Genomic DNA, 15,480 nt, shown 5'->3' with positions numbered 1-15,480 from the left:
TTTGGTCAATTGAGATGGCCAATGAGCCGCGCATGGCGGTCGAAAGCGTCGATGGTTGCCCCCAATGTGGGCAGCTCTGCCGCTTCCATCATCGGAATCATTTTCGCGAAGGCCGCCGCCGTGCCGATGGCGTCGCCAATGGCGGTGTGGCGGTCGTCCTCGGGGATGGTGATGGCGAGCCGTGTGCAGAGCGCATCCAGCGTGTGTTCGGCGGACTGGCCGAAGAGAATGGCGGAAAAGAGCACCGTGTCGAGAATGGGCTGGTCGAAGCGCAACCCGATCTCGGCCTCTCGGCGTTGCAGGAAGGCCATGTCGAAGGGCGCGTTATGGGCGACCAGCACGTTGTTGTCGGCAAAGCGGTGGAAGCGGGTCAGCGCCTCTGCCACACCGGGCGCGCCCTGAACCATGTCGTTGGTGATGTGGTGCACGGCGGTGGAGGCGGCGGGGATCTTGCGGCCGGGATCGACCAGCATGTCGAAGCGTTCATCGGGGCGGACGCGGCCATTCACGACACGCACGGCGGCGATCTGACAGATTTCGTCCACCTGCGGGTTGAGGCCGGTGGTTTCGGTATCGAAGATCACGAAGTTGAGCTTGTTCAGCGGGGCCTGCGACAGTTCTTTCGGCAGGTCCGCGTGCAGCAGGTCGAAATCATACTGGATGGCGCGGGCGGGAAGTGTCGGTTTGGGGGCGGCGAGCGGGAGAGAGACCTGCAGGGCGGCGCGGTTCGCTTCGCCTTCGCCCAGGGTCACGCGGGTGCCGTGGGTGGTCTGCACGTCACCGCCCGAGAATTCCGCGAAGCCGGGGGAGAGCGGGGCGGAGAGCCAGTCGGTCAGGTCCGTGCGGTCTGGCGCGGGGGCGCTGGATTCGAGGCTGAGGGTCACGGCGCTGTCGCCCAATTGCGCGAGACGCAGGGTGAAGGCGGTGGCACCTTGCCCGGACCATCCAAGTGCCAGACGTTCCAGCATCCGGGTGACCGCGTAGCCGTCGCAGCGGATGCGGCGGGCGGGCAGGTCGAGGGTCAGCGCCACGTCCTTGCGGGCGAGACGGGCGCGCAGGGCGGTGCCCAGATCGGTGAGCGGCAGCGCCTCCATCGGCCACCACTGGGTGTCGGTCGCGGCCTTGCGGGCGGCGATATCGGAGAGGGTTTCACTGAGGGTGGATTTCTGCGGCTCCGGCAGGGCAGGGAGCACGTCATCGGTCGCGTCGATCAGCCGGTCGAGCAGGGTGGCGCGTTCGGCATGGACCTTGAGGTCTTTCGACACGTCGCGGAGCGACAGCACATAGCCCGGACCGCTGGTTTCCTGCCCTTCCAGATAGAGCAGCCGAATGCGGGCCTCCAGCAGTCGGGCGCCGCGGCGGGTGGCGCAAAGGATGTCGGCGCCCTCGGTCTCGCCAGCCTCCAGCAGCCGGGTATAGGCTTGCAGGATCGGCCCCGGCATCAGCAGGTGGCGGACGGGGCGGTTGAGGCCGAGTGCTTCGGTATGGCCGAGGATCTCTACCGCGCGGGCGTTATAGAGCACCACGGAATGATCGGGCGTGCAGAAGAGGACGCCATCGGGGACCTCGGCCAGCAGGGTTTCCAGCCGCGACTTTTCCAGCGACAGCCGCGCGGTTTCGCGGCCCACGGCCATGGCCATGGCGTTGCGGGTTTCGGTGAGGTTGGCCGTCACGGCGGCGGCGGCGGTGCCCAGATCGCCCAGGTAACGGGCGGGGGCGTGGTCGATCTCCTGCTCTACATCCGCATGGGCGCGGGCGCGCATATCGGCGGCCAGCCGTTCCACCGGGCGGGCGACGTTTTCGTCGAAGAGGACCCAGACCCAGGTGGTCAGGCCGAAGATGGCGACGACACCGATAAGGCCCGCGATGACGAAGGCAGAGAGGGCGTGATCCTCGCCCAAACGGATATAGCCAAGCGTCAGCCCCGCGATGGCGAGGGCCGAGGTCGCGACGGCCAGAAACGCGAAGAACAGGAAGATGCGCAGACGCAGGGAAAGCTGGGTGAACATGTGGTTGGGGCCTCCTCCTTGCCCCTTTGGTGCGTGGCGGATCGGGGCGGTCGCGCGTCGCCCCTCGCCGGATCGGGTTAGTCCGCGGCCCCCCCGCCGCAGACGGATTGCAGGATTGGGTCGGAGGCCTCGACCTCCCGCCAGGTGGCGTTTGTGGGTTGGCCATCGTCGGCGAACTGGGTTTCGGCATTCACGTCAGCCCGGCGGCTATTGGCGCAGTCGACAAGGATCGGGCGGATGACCTCGGGCTGCCAGCGTTCGTGGATGCGGATCTGCACTGCCAGAACACCGGAGCCCGCTGCCGTTTCCACCGTTTCCGAGGGCGAATGAGCGATGAAGCCCCGCACCCATGGGTTGAGATAGGTCCAGGGCTGATACCAGGCCTGCTGCGTGCGTTCGGAGATGACCTGGGTATCCTCTGGCAGCGTGTCCAGCACATTGCGGGCCCAGCCATATTCCAGCCCCACGGTGGCGGCGATCATGGCGAGACCGGCGGCCACCGGGACGATGCCCTTGGGCAGGCGCTTGCCGCTCAGGTGGCGCAGGGCGAAACCGGTGCCGGCACCGGCGAAACCGGCGACGAAGGCGGTCAGAAGGGTCCAGAACATGGGCGGGGATATCTCCTCAGCTCAGAATGCCACGGCCCTGGCCGGCGGCGGATTGCATGGTTTTGACCACGACGAAAGCATCGCGCAGGTGGCTGCGTTCGAAATCGGACAGATCGTTCGGCGGCATGAAATTGTCGGGCTTTTCGCCCCGGCGGATCTGCGCGGCCTGATGTTCCAGCCGGATTTCGGCAATCATGTCATAGGCATCCAGCAGGTCGCGCCCGCCAGTGGTGGATACCTTGCCCGCCTCAATCGCCGCTTCCAGCCGGGCGCGGGTATTGGTGACGGGCAACTGGCCTTGCAGCGCGTAGATGCGGCCCAGATCCACGATGGGAACCACGCCGTTATGCTTGAGGTCGATGGTGTTCTTGTGCTCGCCCGAGCGCACAGTCGCAAAGCCCCGGAAGAGACCGAGCGGCGGCGTGTGCTTGAGCGAGTTGGACACCATATGCGCGACGAAGATGGAGTTCTCGGCGGCGCGTTTCAGCGTATCGGCTTGAAGGTCGGAAAAGAGGCTCTCGTCACCGCCAATGGGGCGCAGGTCGAACATGACGCTGGCCAGCATCTGCGCCTCGGGGTCGGGCTTGGCGATCCATTTGCTGAAATAGCCACGCCAGACGCTGAGCGGTTGCCGCCAGCGGTCGGCGGTCGCCATCATGTCGCCGGGGCAGTAGAAATACCCGCAGGCATCGAGCCCGTCCGAGACGAACTTTGCCAGCGCCTTGAAATAGCTGTCATGCTCGGGCTGCATTGCGTCGTCTATTATCAGGCAGTTGTCCTGATCCGAAACGCCGGTCTGTTCCTGCCGCCCCTGCGACCCGCAGGCGAGCCAGAGATAGGGAACGGGAGGCGGTCCCAGCTTGTCCTCGGCCATGGCCAGCAGGCGGCGGGTGGTGGCGTCGCCCACATCGGTGATCAGCCTTGTGACAACGTGGTGGGCGTTGTGGGCACCGACGAGTTGCACCAGCAGTTGCGGGATGCGTCCGACGATCCGGGCCAGTTCGGCGCAGCTTTGGGCATCGGCAATCTCTCGGATCAGTGCGGCGGAAGAGGTCGCCTGAAAACGGGTCAGGTCGGTCTGGGTCAGGATGCCCACGAGCTTGCCGCCCTCGACCACGGGCATATGGGTGATGCGCCGTTCGACCATCGCGTGCAGCACGTCAGAGACAAGCGCGGAGGGTGGCAGGGCAATGGGATCGGCGGTCATGACCTGGCTGACGGGCGTGTCATGCGGCAGGCCTTCAGCCAGAGCCTTGTTGGTCAGGTCGCGGGTGGTGACGATGCCTTTCAGCGCCTCGCCCTCGGTGATCATCAGCGATGACACGCCATGATCGCGCATGTCCTGCGCGGCGGCGAGAATGGGGGTGTCGGGTGCAACCTGCCTTGGATCGCGGGTCATCATGTCGGCCAGCGACATGGTCGCGAGGTCCTGCCGCTTGGCGCGGGCCGGGCGGGTGCGGTCGAAGAACTTGGCGACACCGGGATGATCCGTCACCAGCGCCTTGAAAACGGCGGCGGGGATAGCGATGAGGTCGGTATCCTCCTCGGCGCGGGCCGAGGTGACGGCCAGCCCGTCGCGCATCAGGCCGCGTTCGCCGAAGGTGTTGCGGGGGCCGAGGATGGACAGGACGGCACCGGTTTCGTCGGTGATGTCCACGCGGCCGCGAATGATCAGGTAAAGGGCCTCAAGCGGCTCGCCATGGCTGTAGATCTGGGCGTCGGCCTTGATCGAACGCGCCTCCACCGTGCCAGCCAGACTGTCCAGCGCGTCGGCGGGCAGGCTGTCATAGGGGTGGGTATGGGCAAGGAATTCTCGGATCGTCTGAGGCATGGAACGGGTTCCCCCGGAAAGAAATGGCGCACCCCGGACTGTCGGGATGCGCCGGTGTCTTGAACAGGGCCTGCGGTGTCGCAGGCCCTGGGATTGGGCGATCCCTTAGTGGTCGACGGCTGCGCCGGCGCCACGCGGAATACGAACCGATTCCACCAGTTCCTGGATTTCCTGCGGCACCTCTTCGGTGGCGTTGGACACCAGGTAGGCAACGATGAAGTTGAACAGTGCGCCGATCGGGCCGAAGTGGGTCGGCGGGATGCCGAACAGGTACTGGCTGCTATCCAGCATCGCAGTGCCGGGGATGAAGAACCAGCCCAGGTACAGGAAGAGATAAAGACAGGTCGAGACCAGACCGGCCAGCATACCTGCAACCGCGCCCTTGGAGTTGATGCGCTTCGAGAAGATGCCCATCATCAGGGTCGGGAACAGCGAGGCTGCTGCCAGACCGAAGGCCAGCGCCACAACCTGAGCTGCGAAGCCCGGCGGGTTCAGACCCAGGTAGGTTGCCACAACGATCGCAACCAGCATCGAGATACGGGCGGCCATAAGCTCGCCTTTTTCCGAGATGTTGGGGTTGATCGTCGATTTGATCAGGTCGTGCGAGATCGCCGAGGAGATCGCCAGCAACAGACCTGCCGCGGTGGACAGGGCGGCCGCGAGACCACCGGCAGCGATCAGGCCGATCACCCAGCCCGGAAGCTGTGCAATCTCAGGGTTGGCGAGAACCAGGATGTCACGGTTGAAGGTGACCAGTTCGTTGCCTTCCAGGCCATTGGCTTCCGCCAGGGCAGCACCAGCTTCGGACCCAGCATTGTAGTACTGGATCATGCCGTCGCCATTGAGGTCTTCAACACCGAGCAGACCGGTGACTTCCCAGGTGCGGAACCAGTCCGGCAGGTCGTCAACAGCCACGGCTTCGCCTTCAACACCGTTCGGCCACATGGTGGTGATGATGTTCAGACGGGCCATTGCGCCAACGGCCGGAGCTGTCAGGTACAGCAGCGCGATGAAGACCAGCGCCCAACCGGCGGACCAGCGAGCGTCAGCAACGCGGGGCACGGTGAAGAAGCGGATGATCACGTGGGGCAGACCCGCGGTACCGATCATCAGCGACAGAGTGTACAGAGCCATCAGCCAGGGGTTGGTGGTGGCGGTGTACTCGTTGAAGCCCAGGTCGGTCAGCAGGCCGTCCAGGGTGGTCAGCAGCGGAACGCCGGCTTCGACGCCACCGGGCAGACCTTCGTTCATGGTGCTGAACAGACCCAGACCCGGGATCGGGTTGCCGGTCAGCTGCAGCGAGATGAAGATTGCCGGGATGGTGTAGGCGATGATCAGCACGCAGTACTGAGCCACCTGCGTGTAGGTGATGCCCTTCATGCCGCCGAGAACGGCGTAGACGGCAACCACACAGGCCGCGATGATCAGGCCGGAGTCGCTTTCCACTTCCAGGAAGCGCGAGAAGGCAACGCCTGCACCCGCCATCTGGCCGATCACGTAGGTGGTCGAGATGACGATGAGACAGACCACCGCCACAACGCGCGCGCTCTGGCTGTAATAGCGGTCACCCACGAATTCCGGCACGGTGTACTTGCCGAATTTGCGCAGGTAAGGCGCCAGAAGCATGGCCATAAGCACGTAGCCGCCGGTCCAGCCCATCAGGAAGAGCGAGTTGTTGTAGCCGGTGAAGGCGATGAGACCAGCCATCGAGATGAACGAAGCCGCCGACATCCAGTCAGCAGCCGTTGCCATACCGTTGACAACCGGGTTCACGCCACGGCCAGCAGCGTAGAATTCCGAGGTCGATCCGGCACGGGCCCAGATGGCGATGCCGAAATAGAGCGCGAAGGACGCGCCCACGAAGATGAAGTTAAGTGTCGTCTGATCCATTGGTCGGTCCGTCCTTACTCTTCGTCGACGCCGAACTGCTTATCGAGCGAGTTCATGCGCCATGCGTAGAAGAAAATCAGCACCAGGAAGACCAGGATGGATCCCTGCTGAGCAAACCAGAAGCCCAGGTCCGTGCCGCCCACTGCGATGCCGCTGATCAGCGGGCGCAGAAGGATGCCGAAGCCGAACGAGCAAAGCGCCCAGATCACCAAGCAGATGGTGACCAGACGGATGTTCGCCGACCAGTATTCGTTGTTAGATGGCGAGTCAGCCATGTGAGTTCTCCCTTCGATTGGGTTTCCCGAACCTGCCCTCCCGACCGGCCCGGGTCTTTTTATCGCCGCCGCCCCTCCAGCAAGGCGGCGACGAATCTCGTGCTACCCGGTCGTGACACCGCCGACGATCTTGCCGAGGTCGGCTGCGATCTCGTCGATATCCCCCATTGCGGGCACCCGCGTCAGCGCATCACGCGCGGCGTAATAGCTGATGAGCGGGGCGGTTTGGGCGTGGTATGCCGTCAGGCGCGTGCGCACCGTTTCGGCATTGTCGTCAGCGCGCCGTTTGAACTCGGTGCCCTGGCATTTGTCGCAAGTGCCCGCCTTGGCGGGCTGCTTGAATTGGTCGTGGTAGCCTTCGCCGCAGGCCGCGCAGGTGTAGCGGCCCGAGACGCGGGCGATCATTGCTTCGTCATCCACTTCGAGGCTGATCGCGGCGTCGATCTTCTGGCCACGGTCCGCCAGCAGCGTGTCGAGCGCCGCGGCCTGCGCCTCGGTGCGGGGGAAGCCGTCGAGGATGGTCCCCTTGGCCACGTCCGGTTGGTCCAGCCGGTCGGACAGGATGGCGATGACGATCTCGTCGGAGACAAGCTCGCCCTTCTCCATCACCGCCTTGGCGGCCTTGCCTGCCTCGGTGCCAGCGGCAACCGCCTCGCGCAGCAGGTCCCCGGTGGACAGCTGCACAAGGCCGAAGCTTTCTTCCAGCATACGGGCCTGGGTGCCCTTCCCGGCGCCCGGAGGGCCGAGAAGGATCAGGTTGACGGGGCGGGTCATGGTGTCGGTGCTCATTAACCCTGCCTTACTTGTTGGCCCGGTTTTCGATCAGCTCGTCGACCACCGAGGGATCGGCCAGCGTCGAGGTGTCGCCAAGGCTGCCGAAATCGTTCTCGGCGATCTTGCGCAGGATGCGGCGCATGATCTTGCCGGACCGGGTCTTGGGCAGGCCGGGGGCCCACTGGATGACATCGGGCTTCGCAATCGGGCCGATTTCCTGGCGAACCCAGTCGGACAGCGTCTTCTTCAGTTCATCCGACGGGGTTTCGTCGTTCATCAGCGTGACATAGCAGTAGATGCCCTGACCCTTGACCGGGTGGGGGTAGCCAACAACGGCGGCTTCGGACACGGTCTCATGCGCCACGAGCGCGCTTTCGACCTCGGCGGTGCCCATGCGGTGGCCGGACACGTTGATCACGTCATCGACGCGGCCGGTGATCCAGTAGTCCCCATCGGCATCGCGGCGGCAGCCGTCGCCCGAGAAATAGTAGCCCTTGTAGTCCGAGAAATAGGTTTTCACGAAGCGCTCGTGATCGCCGTAGACGGTGCGCATCTGGCCGGGCCAGCTGTCGGCGATGACCAGAACGCCCTCGACACCGTTGCCTTCGATGATCTCGCCCGAGGTGGGTTCCAGCACCAGCGGCTTGACGCCGAAGAACGGATGCTGCGCCGCGCCGGGTTTCAGCGTGTGGGCGCCGGGCAGCGGGGTCATCATGTGACCGCCGGTTTCGGTCTGCCACCAGGTGTCGACGATCGGGCAGCGGCCCTTGCCGACGTTTTCGTTGTACCAGTTCCAGGCCTCGGGGTTGATCGGTTCGCCCACGGTGCCAAGCAGCTTCAGGCTGGACAGGTCATGCTTCTCGACGAAGCTGGTGCCCTTGCCCATCAGCGCCCGGATCGCGGTCGGAGCGGTGTAGAACTGGTTGACCTTGTGCTTGGCGCAGACCTCCCAGAAGCGGCCCGCGTCGGGGTAGGTCGGCACGCCTTCGAACATCAGCGTGGTCGCACCGTTGGCGAGTGGACCGTAGACGATGTAGCTGTGGCCGGTGACCCAGCCCACATCCGCCGTACACCAGAAGACGTCGCCGTCCTGATAGTCGAACGTGTACTGGTGGGTCATCGAGGCATAGACCAGATAGCCACCGGTTGTGTGCACAACACCCTTGGGCTGCCCGGTGGAGCCGGAGGTGTAGAGGATGAAGAGCGGATCTTCGGCGTTCATCTCGGTCGGCATGCAGTAGGTGCTGACCTGCTCTGCCAGTTCGTTATACCAATGATCGCGGCTTTCACGCCACGCGACCTGCCCGCCGGTGCGCTTGACGACCAGGCACTGAACGTCGTCGCCACAATGCAGCATGGCCTTGTTGACGTTGTCCTTAAGCTCGGTGACACGCCCGCCGCGCGGGGCGCCATCGGAGGTGATGACCAGCTTGGCGTCACAGCCGTTGATCCGCGCGGCAAGAGCGTCGGGAGAGAACCCGGCAAACACGATGGAATGAATGGCACCGATGCGCGCACAGGCCAGCATGGCGTAGGCGGCTTCGGGGATCATCGGCAGGTAGAGAACGACGCGGTCGCCCTTGCCGACGCCCAGTTCCTTCAGGACGTTGGCGAACTTGCCGACTTCCTGCGACAGCTGGTTGTAGGTGATGTGCTGTGCTTCGTCGGTCGGCTCGTCGGGCTCGAAAATGATCGCGGTCTGGTCGCCGCGGGTGGCCAGGTGACGGTCGATGCAGTTGGCGGAGACGTTGGTGGTGCCGTCCTCGAACCAGCTGATATGCACGTTGTCATGGGCGAAGGAGGTGTTCTTGACCTTGGTGTAGGGCTTGATCCAGTCGATGCGCTTGCCGTGTTCGCCCCAGAAGGCCTCGGGGTCATTGATCGAGGCCGCATACATGTCGGCGTATTTGGTGCTGTCGATATGAGCGCCGGGCAGAAGGTCGGGCATCATGTTCGTATCGTTGGGCAATGGTCTCTCCCTTAAAGAGTTTCGGTTCTTGTCCCAAACAGATGACACGTCGAACCGGGGCGGAAAACTGCTGCTTTCCACGTGTCCTGCATATTCGGACAGGGGCCAATTTGCGGTTTGGCTGGTCCTGCGCGGGGCCCGAAAGGGCTGAATGTTCTGGTTAGCCTCCCCCAACCGTTGCTTCGGGCTGCCGCTTGAACCGGAGTTTCCTCCTGCCGGTCGGTGGCATTTACCGAAGAGGGTGCATAAGTTGCGTTTTCCCTGATCCGAACATTACAAAATTTCGTGAAGTGGAGAATTGTTTGCTGAGCGTCTTGAAGGTTTCTGTAACTGATTTTCTGATGGCGCGGTGTGGGCTGTAAACAAATTTACAACTTGGTCTTAAAAGTACATTTTTTCAAATGGATAGCCTGTCACCATGATCGCCAACAGTCCGGCGGAACCAGTGGTTTTCTTTTCTACACGGTCGGCTCCGGCGGGGATGGAAGGTGAAACAGGCGCTGCGGCAGCCGTGTTGCGACCTGGCTCGCCGGAATCATTGGCAATCAGTCGTCGGACAGAATCCTGAACTCTCCCTGCAACCACGGCATCAGGTCTAGCCCCGGCGCCGTGAAATGCTGTTCGATCAGGTCGCGGGCGATGGCCGCGATCTGGCGCGGGATATCGCCCGACCAGTCGCCGGTGGCACACAGAGAGATCCGGCGCGATGTTCCCGCGAAAGGCAGAGGGCGGGCATCGATCCCGTCAAGGAAGCGTCCGCCGCGCAGCAGGCTGAGCGGGGTGGTGATGGTCCAGGCGTGGCCCCCGGCCACAAGCGCGCTGATCGACTGGTTGGAATCCAGTTCGAACCTGTTGGGAAGTGTCTGACCCTGCCGCTGGAGCATCTCCTCGATCTGGCGGCCCATCACCTGTGCCTGATCGCGGCGCAGAAAGCGCAGATGCGACAGCCCCTCCAGCCCGTTCGCAAGGCTGGTGCCCTTCGGTATGGCAAGGATATAGGGATCGTCCAGCAGCGGATGGATGACGGCACCCGGCGGATTCTCTCGCCCTTCGGCACAAATCGCGAGGTCAAGCTCGTTCCGGGTCACGCGGTTCAGCAGCGTGTGGCTGGCACCGGTATTCAGCAGGAACACGCAGTTCTGCATGGTTTCCGCAAGCCGCGCGGTCAACGTCGGGGTGACCTCGTTCTCGAAATCCTCGATGATCCCCATGCGCAGCGAAGAGACATCCGACAGATCGAGCGTCGTCAGGTCGCGCTGACCGGTGCGCAGCGCGCCAAGCGCGGCCTCCACATGGCGCAGGAACTGCCGGCCTCCGGGGGTCAGCGTCATCGGTCGACGGCCCTGATCGACCAGCGGAATGCCGACTGCGGTATTGAGGTTCTTCAACTGTTGGGACACGGCGGGTGCGCTCATGCCCAAACGGCGCGCGGCTTCGCCGACCGACCCGGTCTGCGCGAGGGCCTCGAACACTTCCAGCCCCCGGATCGAAACACCTTTCAGAACGCCGCCCATCTGATCTTGTCACCTTATGCCCGAGGCGATCATGCCTCAGGCGTTGATGATCTTTTCTAACAGGACGGGGGAAACCGCGATACCGGAATTCTGCACTGCGACGGGCGGGTCGGGGGCGTGATGCCAAAGCGAGGGACGAACCGCGACAAAGCTGTGATGCAACCGGAAGGCGGGGCCGAGCGGGCCCTCGAAGGGGATGGGGCGGCCTGTCCCCCGGTCAGGGACAACGCGGCTTTGCATCATCGGCGACGCCTGCGACAGGCCAAGCTGGCGCTGCTCGATCTCCAGCACCATGCTGCCATTGGGCGCGGCGTGCGCCACGAGCCCGGCGATATTGGCGAACCCGACCAGTCCCCGCGCCGCGCAATGATCGAGAAACAGACGCCCGGCGCCGACCGGATAAGCGTTGCGCACGGACAGAACCGCGATGCCATGGGTCTGGGCGCGGTCGCATAGCGTTTCAAGGCCGATCGCGACCGCGGGGCAGGGGAAGCCGCCATCGGCATCGACCGTCAGGGCAGCGGGACCGCTTTCCACAATGTGGGGTGTTGCCCCCCCGTTGACCCGCCCGCAGCGCAGATGCTCCACCATATGCGGCACCAGCCCCAGACCGAGGCGGCGCAACCCGGCGGTTTCGGCGTGGCGGATGGATCTCGCGACGGGGGCTGCGCTGTCAGCCGTAAGGCCCGCGCGCAAAAACACATCCAAGACCAGCGCTTCGATGTCGCCGGGGGCCAGGATGTCACGTTCGCCAATGTCTTTCACCGGCGGCACTCACTACTCAGGAACCTTGCCCGCAGGAGTTTAGAGACAGCGGGGCGCCTCTGTCCACGGCGCATGGCCCGTAAAGGTTAAGAAATTCCGTGCGCGATCAGGCGTAGAGGAATTCATACCGGCCATCGGGCAGCATCGCGGCGGTGCAGAGCAGCCCGGTTTCCCATGCTCCGCAATCGACACAGATCCGGCCTTCGGTGCTGACCGGGGCCTCGGCGGAGGTGTGGCCATGCACGATCCAGGTGCCGTCCGACCTGGGCCGTGTGTCGAACTCGGGATGGCCCCAAAGCAGGACGCGGGGTGACTGGTCTTCCATCGCGTGCTGCGGATCGGCGGCGGCATGGACGACCCAGAGATTGCCGGAGTTCCAGGACAGGGGCAGGTTGTCCAGCCAGTCCAGCAGCGCGGGCGACATGTGGCTGCGCAGCGCAAGCGCCTCTTGCCGGAACAGTTCTGGCGCGCAGCCGGGTTCCAGCTGGCTGGTGTGAAGGCCGAAGCTGTCAAGCGTCGGACGCGCGCCCGATCGCAGCCAACGGGGGCCGCGTGTCTTGGGGTCGGACAGGAAATCCAGCAGCATCCGTTCGTGATTGCCCATCAGGCAGGTCACGTTCTTCGGCAGTTCCTTGGACAGTTCCCATACCCGGGTCAGCGTCGCGGCGCTGTCGGGACCGTGGTCGATATAGTTGCCGACGAAAACCACCTGCGGGTTGCGGGCACCGGTCCGGCCCACATGTTCGTCGATCCGGTCCAGCGCCCGTTCCAGCAGGTCGGCCCGCCCGTGCAGATCGCCGATGACATAGGTGGCGAATTCCGGGCGCGGCAGGGCATCCCGCGCGGGGGCGGGGGATGCGTCGCTAACTGGACGGGACAATATGCTGCGCAGGCGGCGGATCATGATTAGCACTTGCTCTGGCGAGGCAGGAAAAACAAGAGGGTATGGCGGCGCTGTGGCAAAGCTTCGCCGGTTTCAGCCCTCGCTGCGCAGGATTGCGGCGGGGCGAATGGCCAGGGGGCGCAGGGCGAAGGCCAGGCCGGCCAGCAAGGTTGCCAGTGCGCCTCCAAGGGTGATGGCGAGGGCCGAGGGCAGGTTGAACGCGAAGTCGGTCTCCATCACGAAGCGTGTGACGGCCCATCCGGCCAGCCCCCCTGCCGCCACGGCCACCGCACCCGCCGCCATGCCGAGAAGGGCGGCGCGCAGGGCGAAGCTGCCAAGGATGCGCGCGCGGCTGGCGCCAAGCGTCTTCAGCACCGCCGCCTCGTAGGCCCGCGCGCGTTCGCCCGCCGCCGCTGCGCCGATCAACACCATGAAGCCGGTCAGCAACGTCGCCGCCGCCCCCCAGGACGTGGCCGCCGCGATGCCCGACAAGGCCCGTGCCACCTGGTCGATTGCGTCGCGCACGCTGATCGCGGTGATGTTGGGGCCGATCGCGGCGACCGCGCGCAGAATATCGGCTTCGGCCTGCTGGTCTGCATAGACCGTCGCAATGTGGGTGTGCGGTGCCCCGGCCAGCGCATTGGGCGACAGGGTCATGACAAAGCCGATCCCGGCGTTGGAAAAATCGACTTCGCGTAGCGCCACGATGGTCGCGGTAATGTCGCGGCCAAGGACATTGACGGTCATCGTGTCGCCAAGGCCGATGCCCATTTCCAGCGCTTCCTCGGCGGCGAAGGCCATCTGCGGCGGGCCATCGTAATCCTCGGGCCACCACTCCCCGGCCATGATCTCGCGCGCGGGCGGGGCCTCGGCCCGGTAGGTCAGGCCCCGGTCGCCCCGGATCACCCAGTGATTGCCCGCGACCTCCGCCGCCGGGCGGTCATTGATCCGGGTGATCACGCCGCGCAGCATCGGGGCGCTGTCCACGCGGGTGACGTCGGGGTCGGCCTCCATGGCGGACAGGAACGGCTCAATCTGGTCGGGCTGGATATCGACGAAGAAGAAGGCGGGCGCGACCTCTGGCAAATCCTGCTGGATCGCGGCGCGCAGGTTGGTGTCGATCTGGCCCACGGCAGCCAGAACGGACAGTCCAAGCCCGAGCGACAGGATGGTGCTGGTGGCCTCCGACCCCGGTGCGCCGATAGACCCAAGCGCCAGCCGCAACGCCGGGCGGCCGCGTGCATGGCGGGCTGCGTGGCGTGCGATCAGGCGCACAAGGCTGGCGGCGAGGACGAGGATGATCATCGCGGACAGGATTGCGGCGGCGGACCAGAAGGCCAGGCGCGGGATGCCGGACAGCCATGCGGAGAGCGCAATCAGGGCCGCCGCCAGCCCGGCGATGATCAGCAGAAACGGCCAGCGCGGCCAGAGACGGGCGAGCCCTGCCGTTTCGCGGTAAAGCGCGGCGGCGCGGACCTGCTCCACACGGGCCAGCGGCCAGAGGGTGAAGATCAGTGCAGTGAGCGCCCCGTAAAGCGCGGCCTCGGCCAATGGCGCCGGGTGGAACCCGAAGTCAGCCGGAACCGGCAGCGCCCCCGCGATCAGCGGCGCAAGCCCGAGAGGCAGGACCGCGCCCAATGCGAGGCCCAGGACGAGGCCAAGTGCGGTCATCGCGCCGATTTGCAGGAGGTAGACCGTGAAGATCAGGCGCCGCTCTGCCCCGAGGGTTTTCAGCGTGGCGATGGTTTCGGTCTTGCCCGTCAGGTAGCTGCGCACGGCCGCCGAAATGCCCACGCCCCCCACGGCCAGCCCCGCCAGCCCCACCAGCACCAGAAATGCGCCGATCCGGTCCACGAACCGGCCAAGGGCGGGGGCGGCGTTGCGCGCATCTTTCCAGCGCATGCCACTGTCGGCGAAGAGGCCGCGTGCCTCGGTCTCCAGCGTTTCGAGGTCGGTGCCCTCTGGCAGCGCAAGGCGATACTGGCTGTTATACAGCGTTCCGGGGCCAAGCAGGCCGGAACCCTCCAGCGCATCCAGCCGCACCAGAGTGCGCGGGCCGGGGCCGAAATTGCCGCCTGCCATGTCGGGTTCATGGGTCAGCGCCGCCCGCAATTCGAACTCCTGCACGCCGAAAGTCACCCGATCCCCGATCTGCAACCCCATCTGGGCGATCAGGGTGGGGTGCATCACCGCGCCGGGCAGGTCGGTGGTGGCGAGCGCCTCCGCAATGGTCATCGCAGGCTGCAACCCGACCTGTCCATAAAGCGGATAGAGCCCGTCAACGCCGCGCAGCTGCGTCAGGCCGCGCACCGTCTCGCCCGCCACCTCGGCCACCGCCATGGACCGGAAATCGACGGTCTCGGACAGGGCCAGCGCCCGTGATGCCATCCACGCGGCCTCTTCTTCCGACGCCATGCGATAGACGAAGGTCATCTCGGCATCGCCGCCCAGGATCACCGCGCCCTCTTCCTCCAGCCCGGTTTGTACCGCCTGCCGGACCGAGCCCACGGCGGCAATCGCTGCCACCCCGAGCGTCAGACAGGCCAGGAAGATGCGGAACCCGCGCAAGCCCCCGCGCAGGTCGCGCAATGCAATTCGAAACGCGGTCCTCATCGGCGCACACCCTGATTCCATGGTGGGGCAAGCCGGGATTGAATTTCATGCACGGTAAACCCGGCCTCCATCGGATCGGCGATGTCCCGGAAGCGCGCGTCGATCACGGCACCCTCATCCAGTGCCGCGTAACATTCCGGCAGGGCACGGGCGAGCATCGCCATCAGCCGCCCCGATTCCGCAAAGCGCAGCATTCCGCCGGGCACGGCCAGACGCCGATCTGTCGGGGCCATGCGTTCGACAAGGTACAGGATTCCCTCGCGGTCCAGCTTCTGCTCTGGCGTTAGGGTAAGCCGCCCCGCCGGATTGCGGGTGATCTGCCCGATCACAGGGTATTTCTCCACCCGGA

12 protein-coding genes are annotated in these 15,480 nt (G+C 65.1%); all 12 read right to left on the bottom strand.

Annotation, left to right across the window (positions count from 1 at the left end; translation table 11 throughout):
* Positions 1-5: 5 nt before the first annotated feature.
* Positions 6-2,009, bottom strand: coding sequence for an exonuclease domain-containing protein (locus tag RBB16_RS10880; protein ID WP_306046197.1), 2,004 nt, complete (start codon positions 2,007-2,009; stop codon positions 6-8).
* Positions 2,010-2,086: 77 nt separating this feature from the next.
* On the bottom strand, positions 2,087-2,617 hold the full coding sequence (locus RBB16_RS10875) for a hypothetical protein (protein WP_306046196.1): 531 nt from the start codon (positions 2,615-2,617) through the stop codon (positions 2,087-2,089).
* A gap of 16 nt (positions 2,618-2,633) precedes the next feature.
* Positions 2,634-4,448, bottom strand: a complete 1,815-nt coding sequence (locus RBB16_RS10870; RefSeq protein WP_306046195.1) for a DUF294 nucleotidyltransferase-like domain-containing protein — start codon at positions 4,446-4,448, stop codon at positions 2,634-2,636.
* Positions 4,449-4,553: 105 nt separating this feature from the next.
* Positions 4,554-6,338 carry a sodium:solute symporter family protein gene (locus RBB16_RS10865; protein WP_306046194.1) on the bottom strand — a complete coding sequence of 595 codons (1,785 nt, stop codon included), beginning with the start codon at positions 6,336-6,338 and terminating at the stop codon, positions 4,554-4,556.
* Between the two features lie 14 nt (positions 6,339-6,352).
* Complete coding sequence (locus RBB16_RS10860; protein WP_306046193.1) at positions 6,353-6,613, bottom strand: DUF4212 domain-containing protein; 261 nt, start codon at positions 6,611-6,613, stop codon at positions 6,353-6,355.
* Between the two features lie 102 nt (positions 6,614-6,715).
* Positions 6,716-7,402 (bottom strand): adenylate kinase, encoded by a 687-nt coding sequence (locus RBB16_RS10855; RefSeq protein WP_306046192.1) that lies wholly within the window; start codon positions 7,400-7,402, stop codon positions 6,716-6,718.
* Between the two features lie 10 nt (positions 7,403-7,412).
* Positions 7,413-9,338 carry an acetate--CoA ligase gene (gene acs / locus RBB16_RS10850; RefSeq protein WP_306046221.1) on the bottom strand — a complete coding sequence of 642 codons (1,926 nt, stop codon included), beginning with the start codon at positions 9,336-9,338 and terminating at the stop codon, positions 7,413-7,415.
* A 563-nt stretch (positions 9,339-9,901) separates the two neighbouring features.
* A complete protein-coding gene (locus tag RBB16_RS10845; RefSeq protein ID WP_306046191.1) occupies positions 9,902-10,870 on the bottom strand; it encodes a LysR family transcriptional regulator in 969 nt (322 codons plus the stop codon).
* A gap of 36 nt (positions 10,871-10,906) precedes the next feature.
* Positions 10,907-11,635: an Ldh family oxidoreductase gene (locus RBB16_RS10840; RefSeq protein ID WP_306046190.1), complete on the bottom strand. Its 729-nt coding sequence runs from the start codon at positions 11,633-11,635 to the stop codon at positions 10,907-10,909.
* A 106-nt stretch (positions 11,636-11,741) separates the two neighbouring features.
* The gene (locus RBB16_RS10835) at positions 11,742-12,539 is read right to left on the bottom strand and encodes a metallophosphoesterase family protein (RefSeq protein WP_306046189.1); all 798 of its coding nucleotides are present in this window, start codon (positions 12,537-12,539) and stop codon (positions 11,742-11,744) included.
* 72 nt (positions 12,540-12,611) lie between these two features.
* A complete protein-coding gene (locus RBB16_RS10830) occupies positions 12,612-15,131 on the bottom strand; it encodes an ABC transporter permease (RefSeq protein WP_306046188.1) in 2,520 nt (839 codons plus the stop codon).
* Positions 15,128-15,475, bottom strand: coding sequence for a hypothetical protein (locus RBB16_RS10825; protein ID WP_306046187.1), 348 nt, complete (start codon positions 15,473-15,475; stop codon positions 15,128-15,130). The genes RBB16_RS10830 and RBB16_RS10825 overlap by 4 nt, the downstream gene beginning before the upstream one ends.
* Between the last annotated feature and the right edge of the window lie 5 nt (positions 15,476-15,480).

The organism is Nioella sp. MMSF_3534 (genome assembly GCF_030732985.1).
Classification (GTDB): Bacteria; Pseudomonadota; Alphaproteobacteria; order Rhodobacterales; family Rhodobacteraceae; genus Nioella.
This window is presented reverse-complemented; position numbering and strand designations above follow the sequence as displayed.

Coding starts and splice junctions, on each gene's coding strand:
- RBB16_RS10880 (WP_306046197.1), bottom strand. CDS start 2,009: ATGTTCACCCAGCTTTCCCTGCGTCTGCGCATCTTCCTGTTCTTCGCG.
- RBB16_RS10875 (WP_306046196.1), bottom strand. CDS start 2,617: ATGTTCTGGACCCTTCTGACCGCCTTCGTCGCCGGTTTCGCCGGTGCC.
- RBB16_RS10870 (WP_306046195.1), bottom strand. CDS start 4,448: ATGCCTCAGACGATCCGAGAATTCCTTGCCCATACCCACCCCTATGAC.
- RBB16_RS10865 (WP_306046194.1), bottom strand. CDS start 6,338: ATGGATCAGACGACACTTAACTTCATCTTCGTGGGCGCGTCCTTCGCG.
- RBB16_RS10860 (WP_306046193.1), bottom strand. CDS start 6,613: ATGGCTGACTCGCCATCTAACAACGAATACTGGTCGGCGAACATCCGT.
- RBB16_RS10855 (WP_306046192.1), bottom strand. CDS start 7,402: ATGAGCACCGACACCATGACCCGCCCCGTCAACCTGATCCTTCTCGGC.
- acs (WP_306046221.1), bottom strand. CDS start 9,338: ATGATGCCCGACCTTCTGCCCGGCGCTCATATCGACAGCACCAAATAC.
- RBB16_RS10845 (WP_306046191.1), bottom strand. CDS start 10,870: ATGGGCGGCGTTCTGAAAGGTGTTTCGATCCGGGGGCTGGAAGTGTTC.
- RBB16_RS10835 (WP_306046189.1), bottom strand. CDS start 12,539: ATGATCCGCCGCCTGCGCAGCATATTGTCCCGTCCAGTTAGCGACGCA.
- RBB16_RS10830 (WP_306046188.1), bottom strand. CDS start 15,131: ATGAGGACCGCGTTTCGAATTGCATTGCGCGACCTGCGCGGGGGCTTG.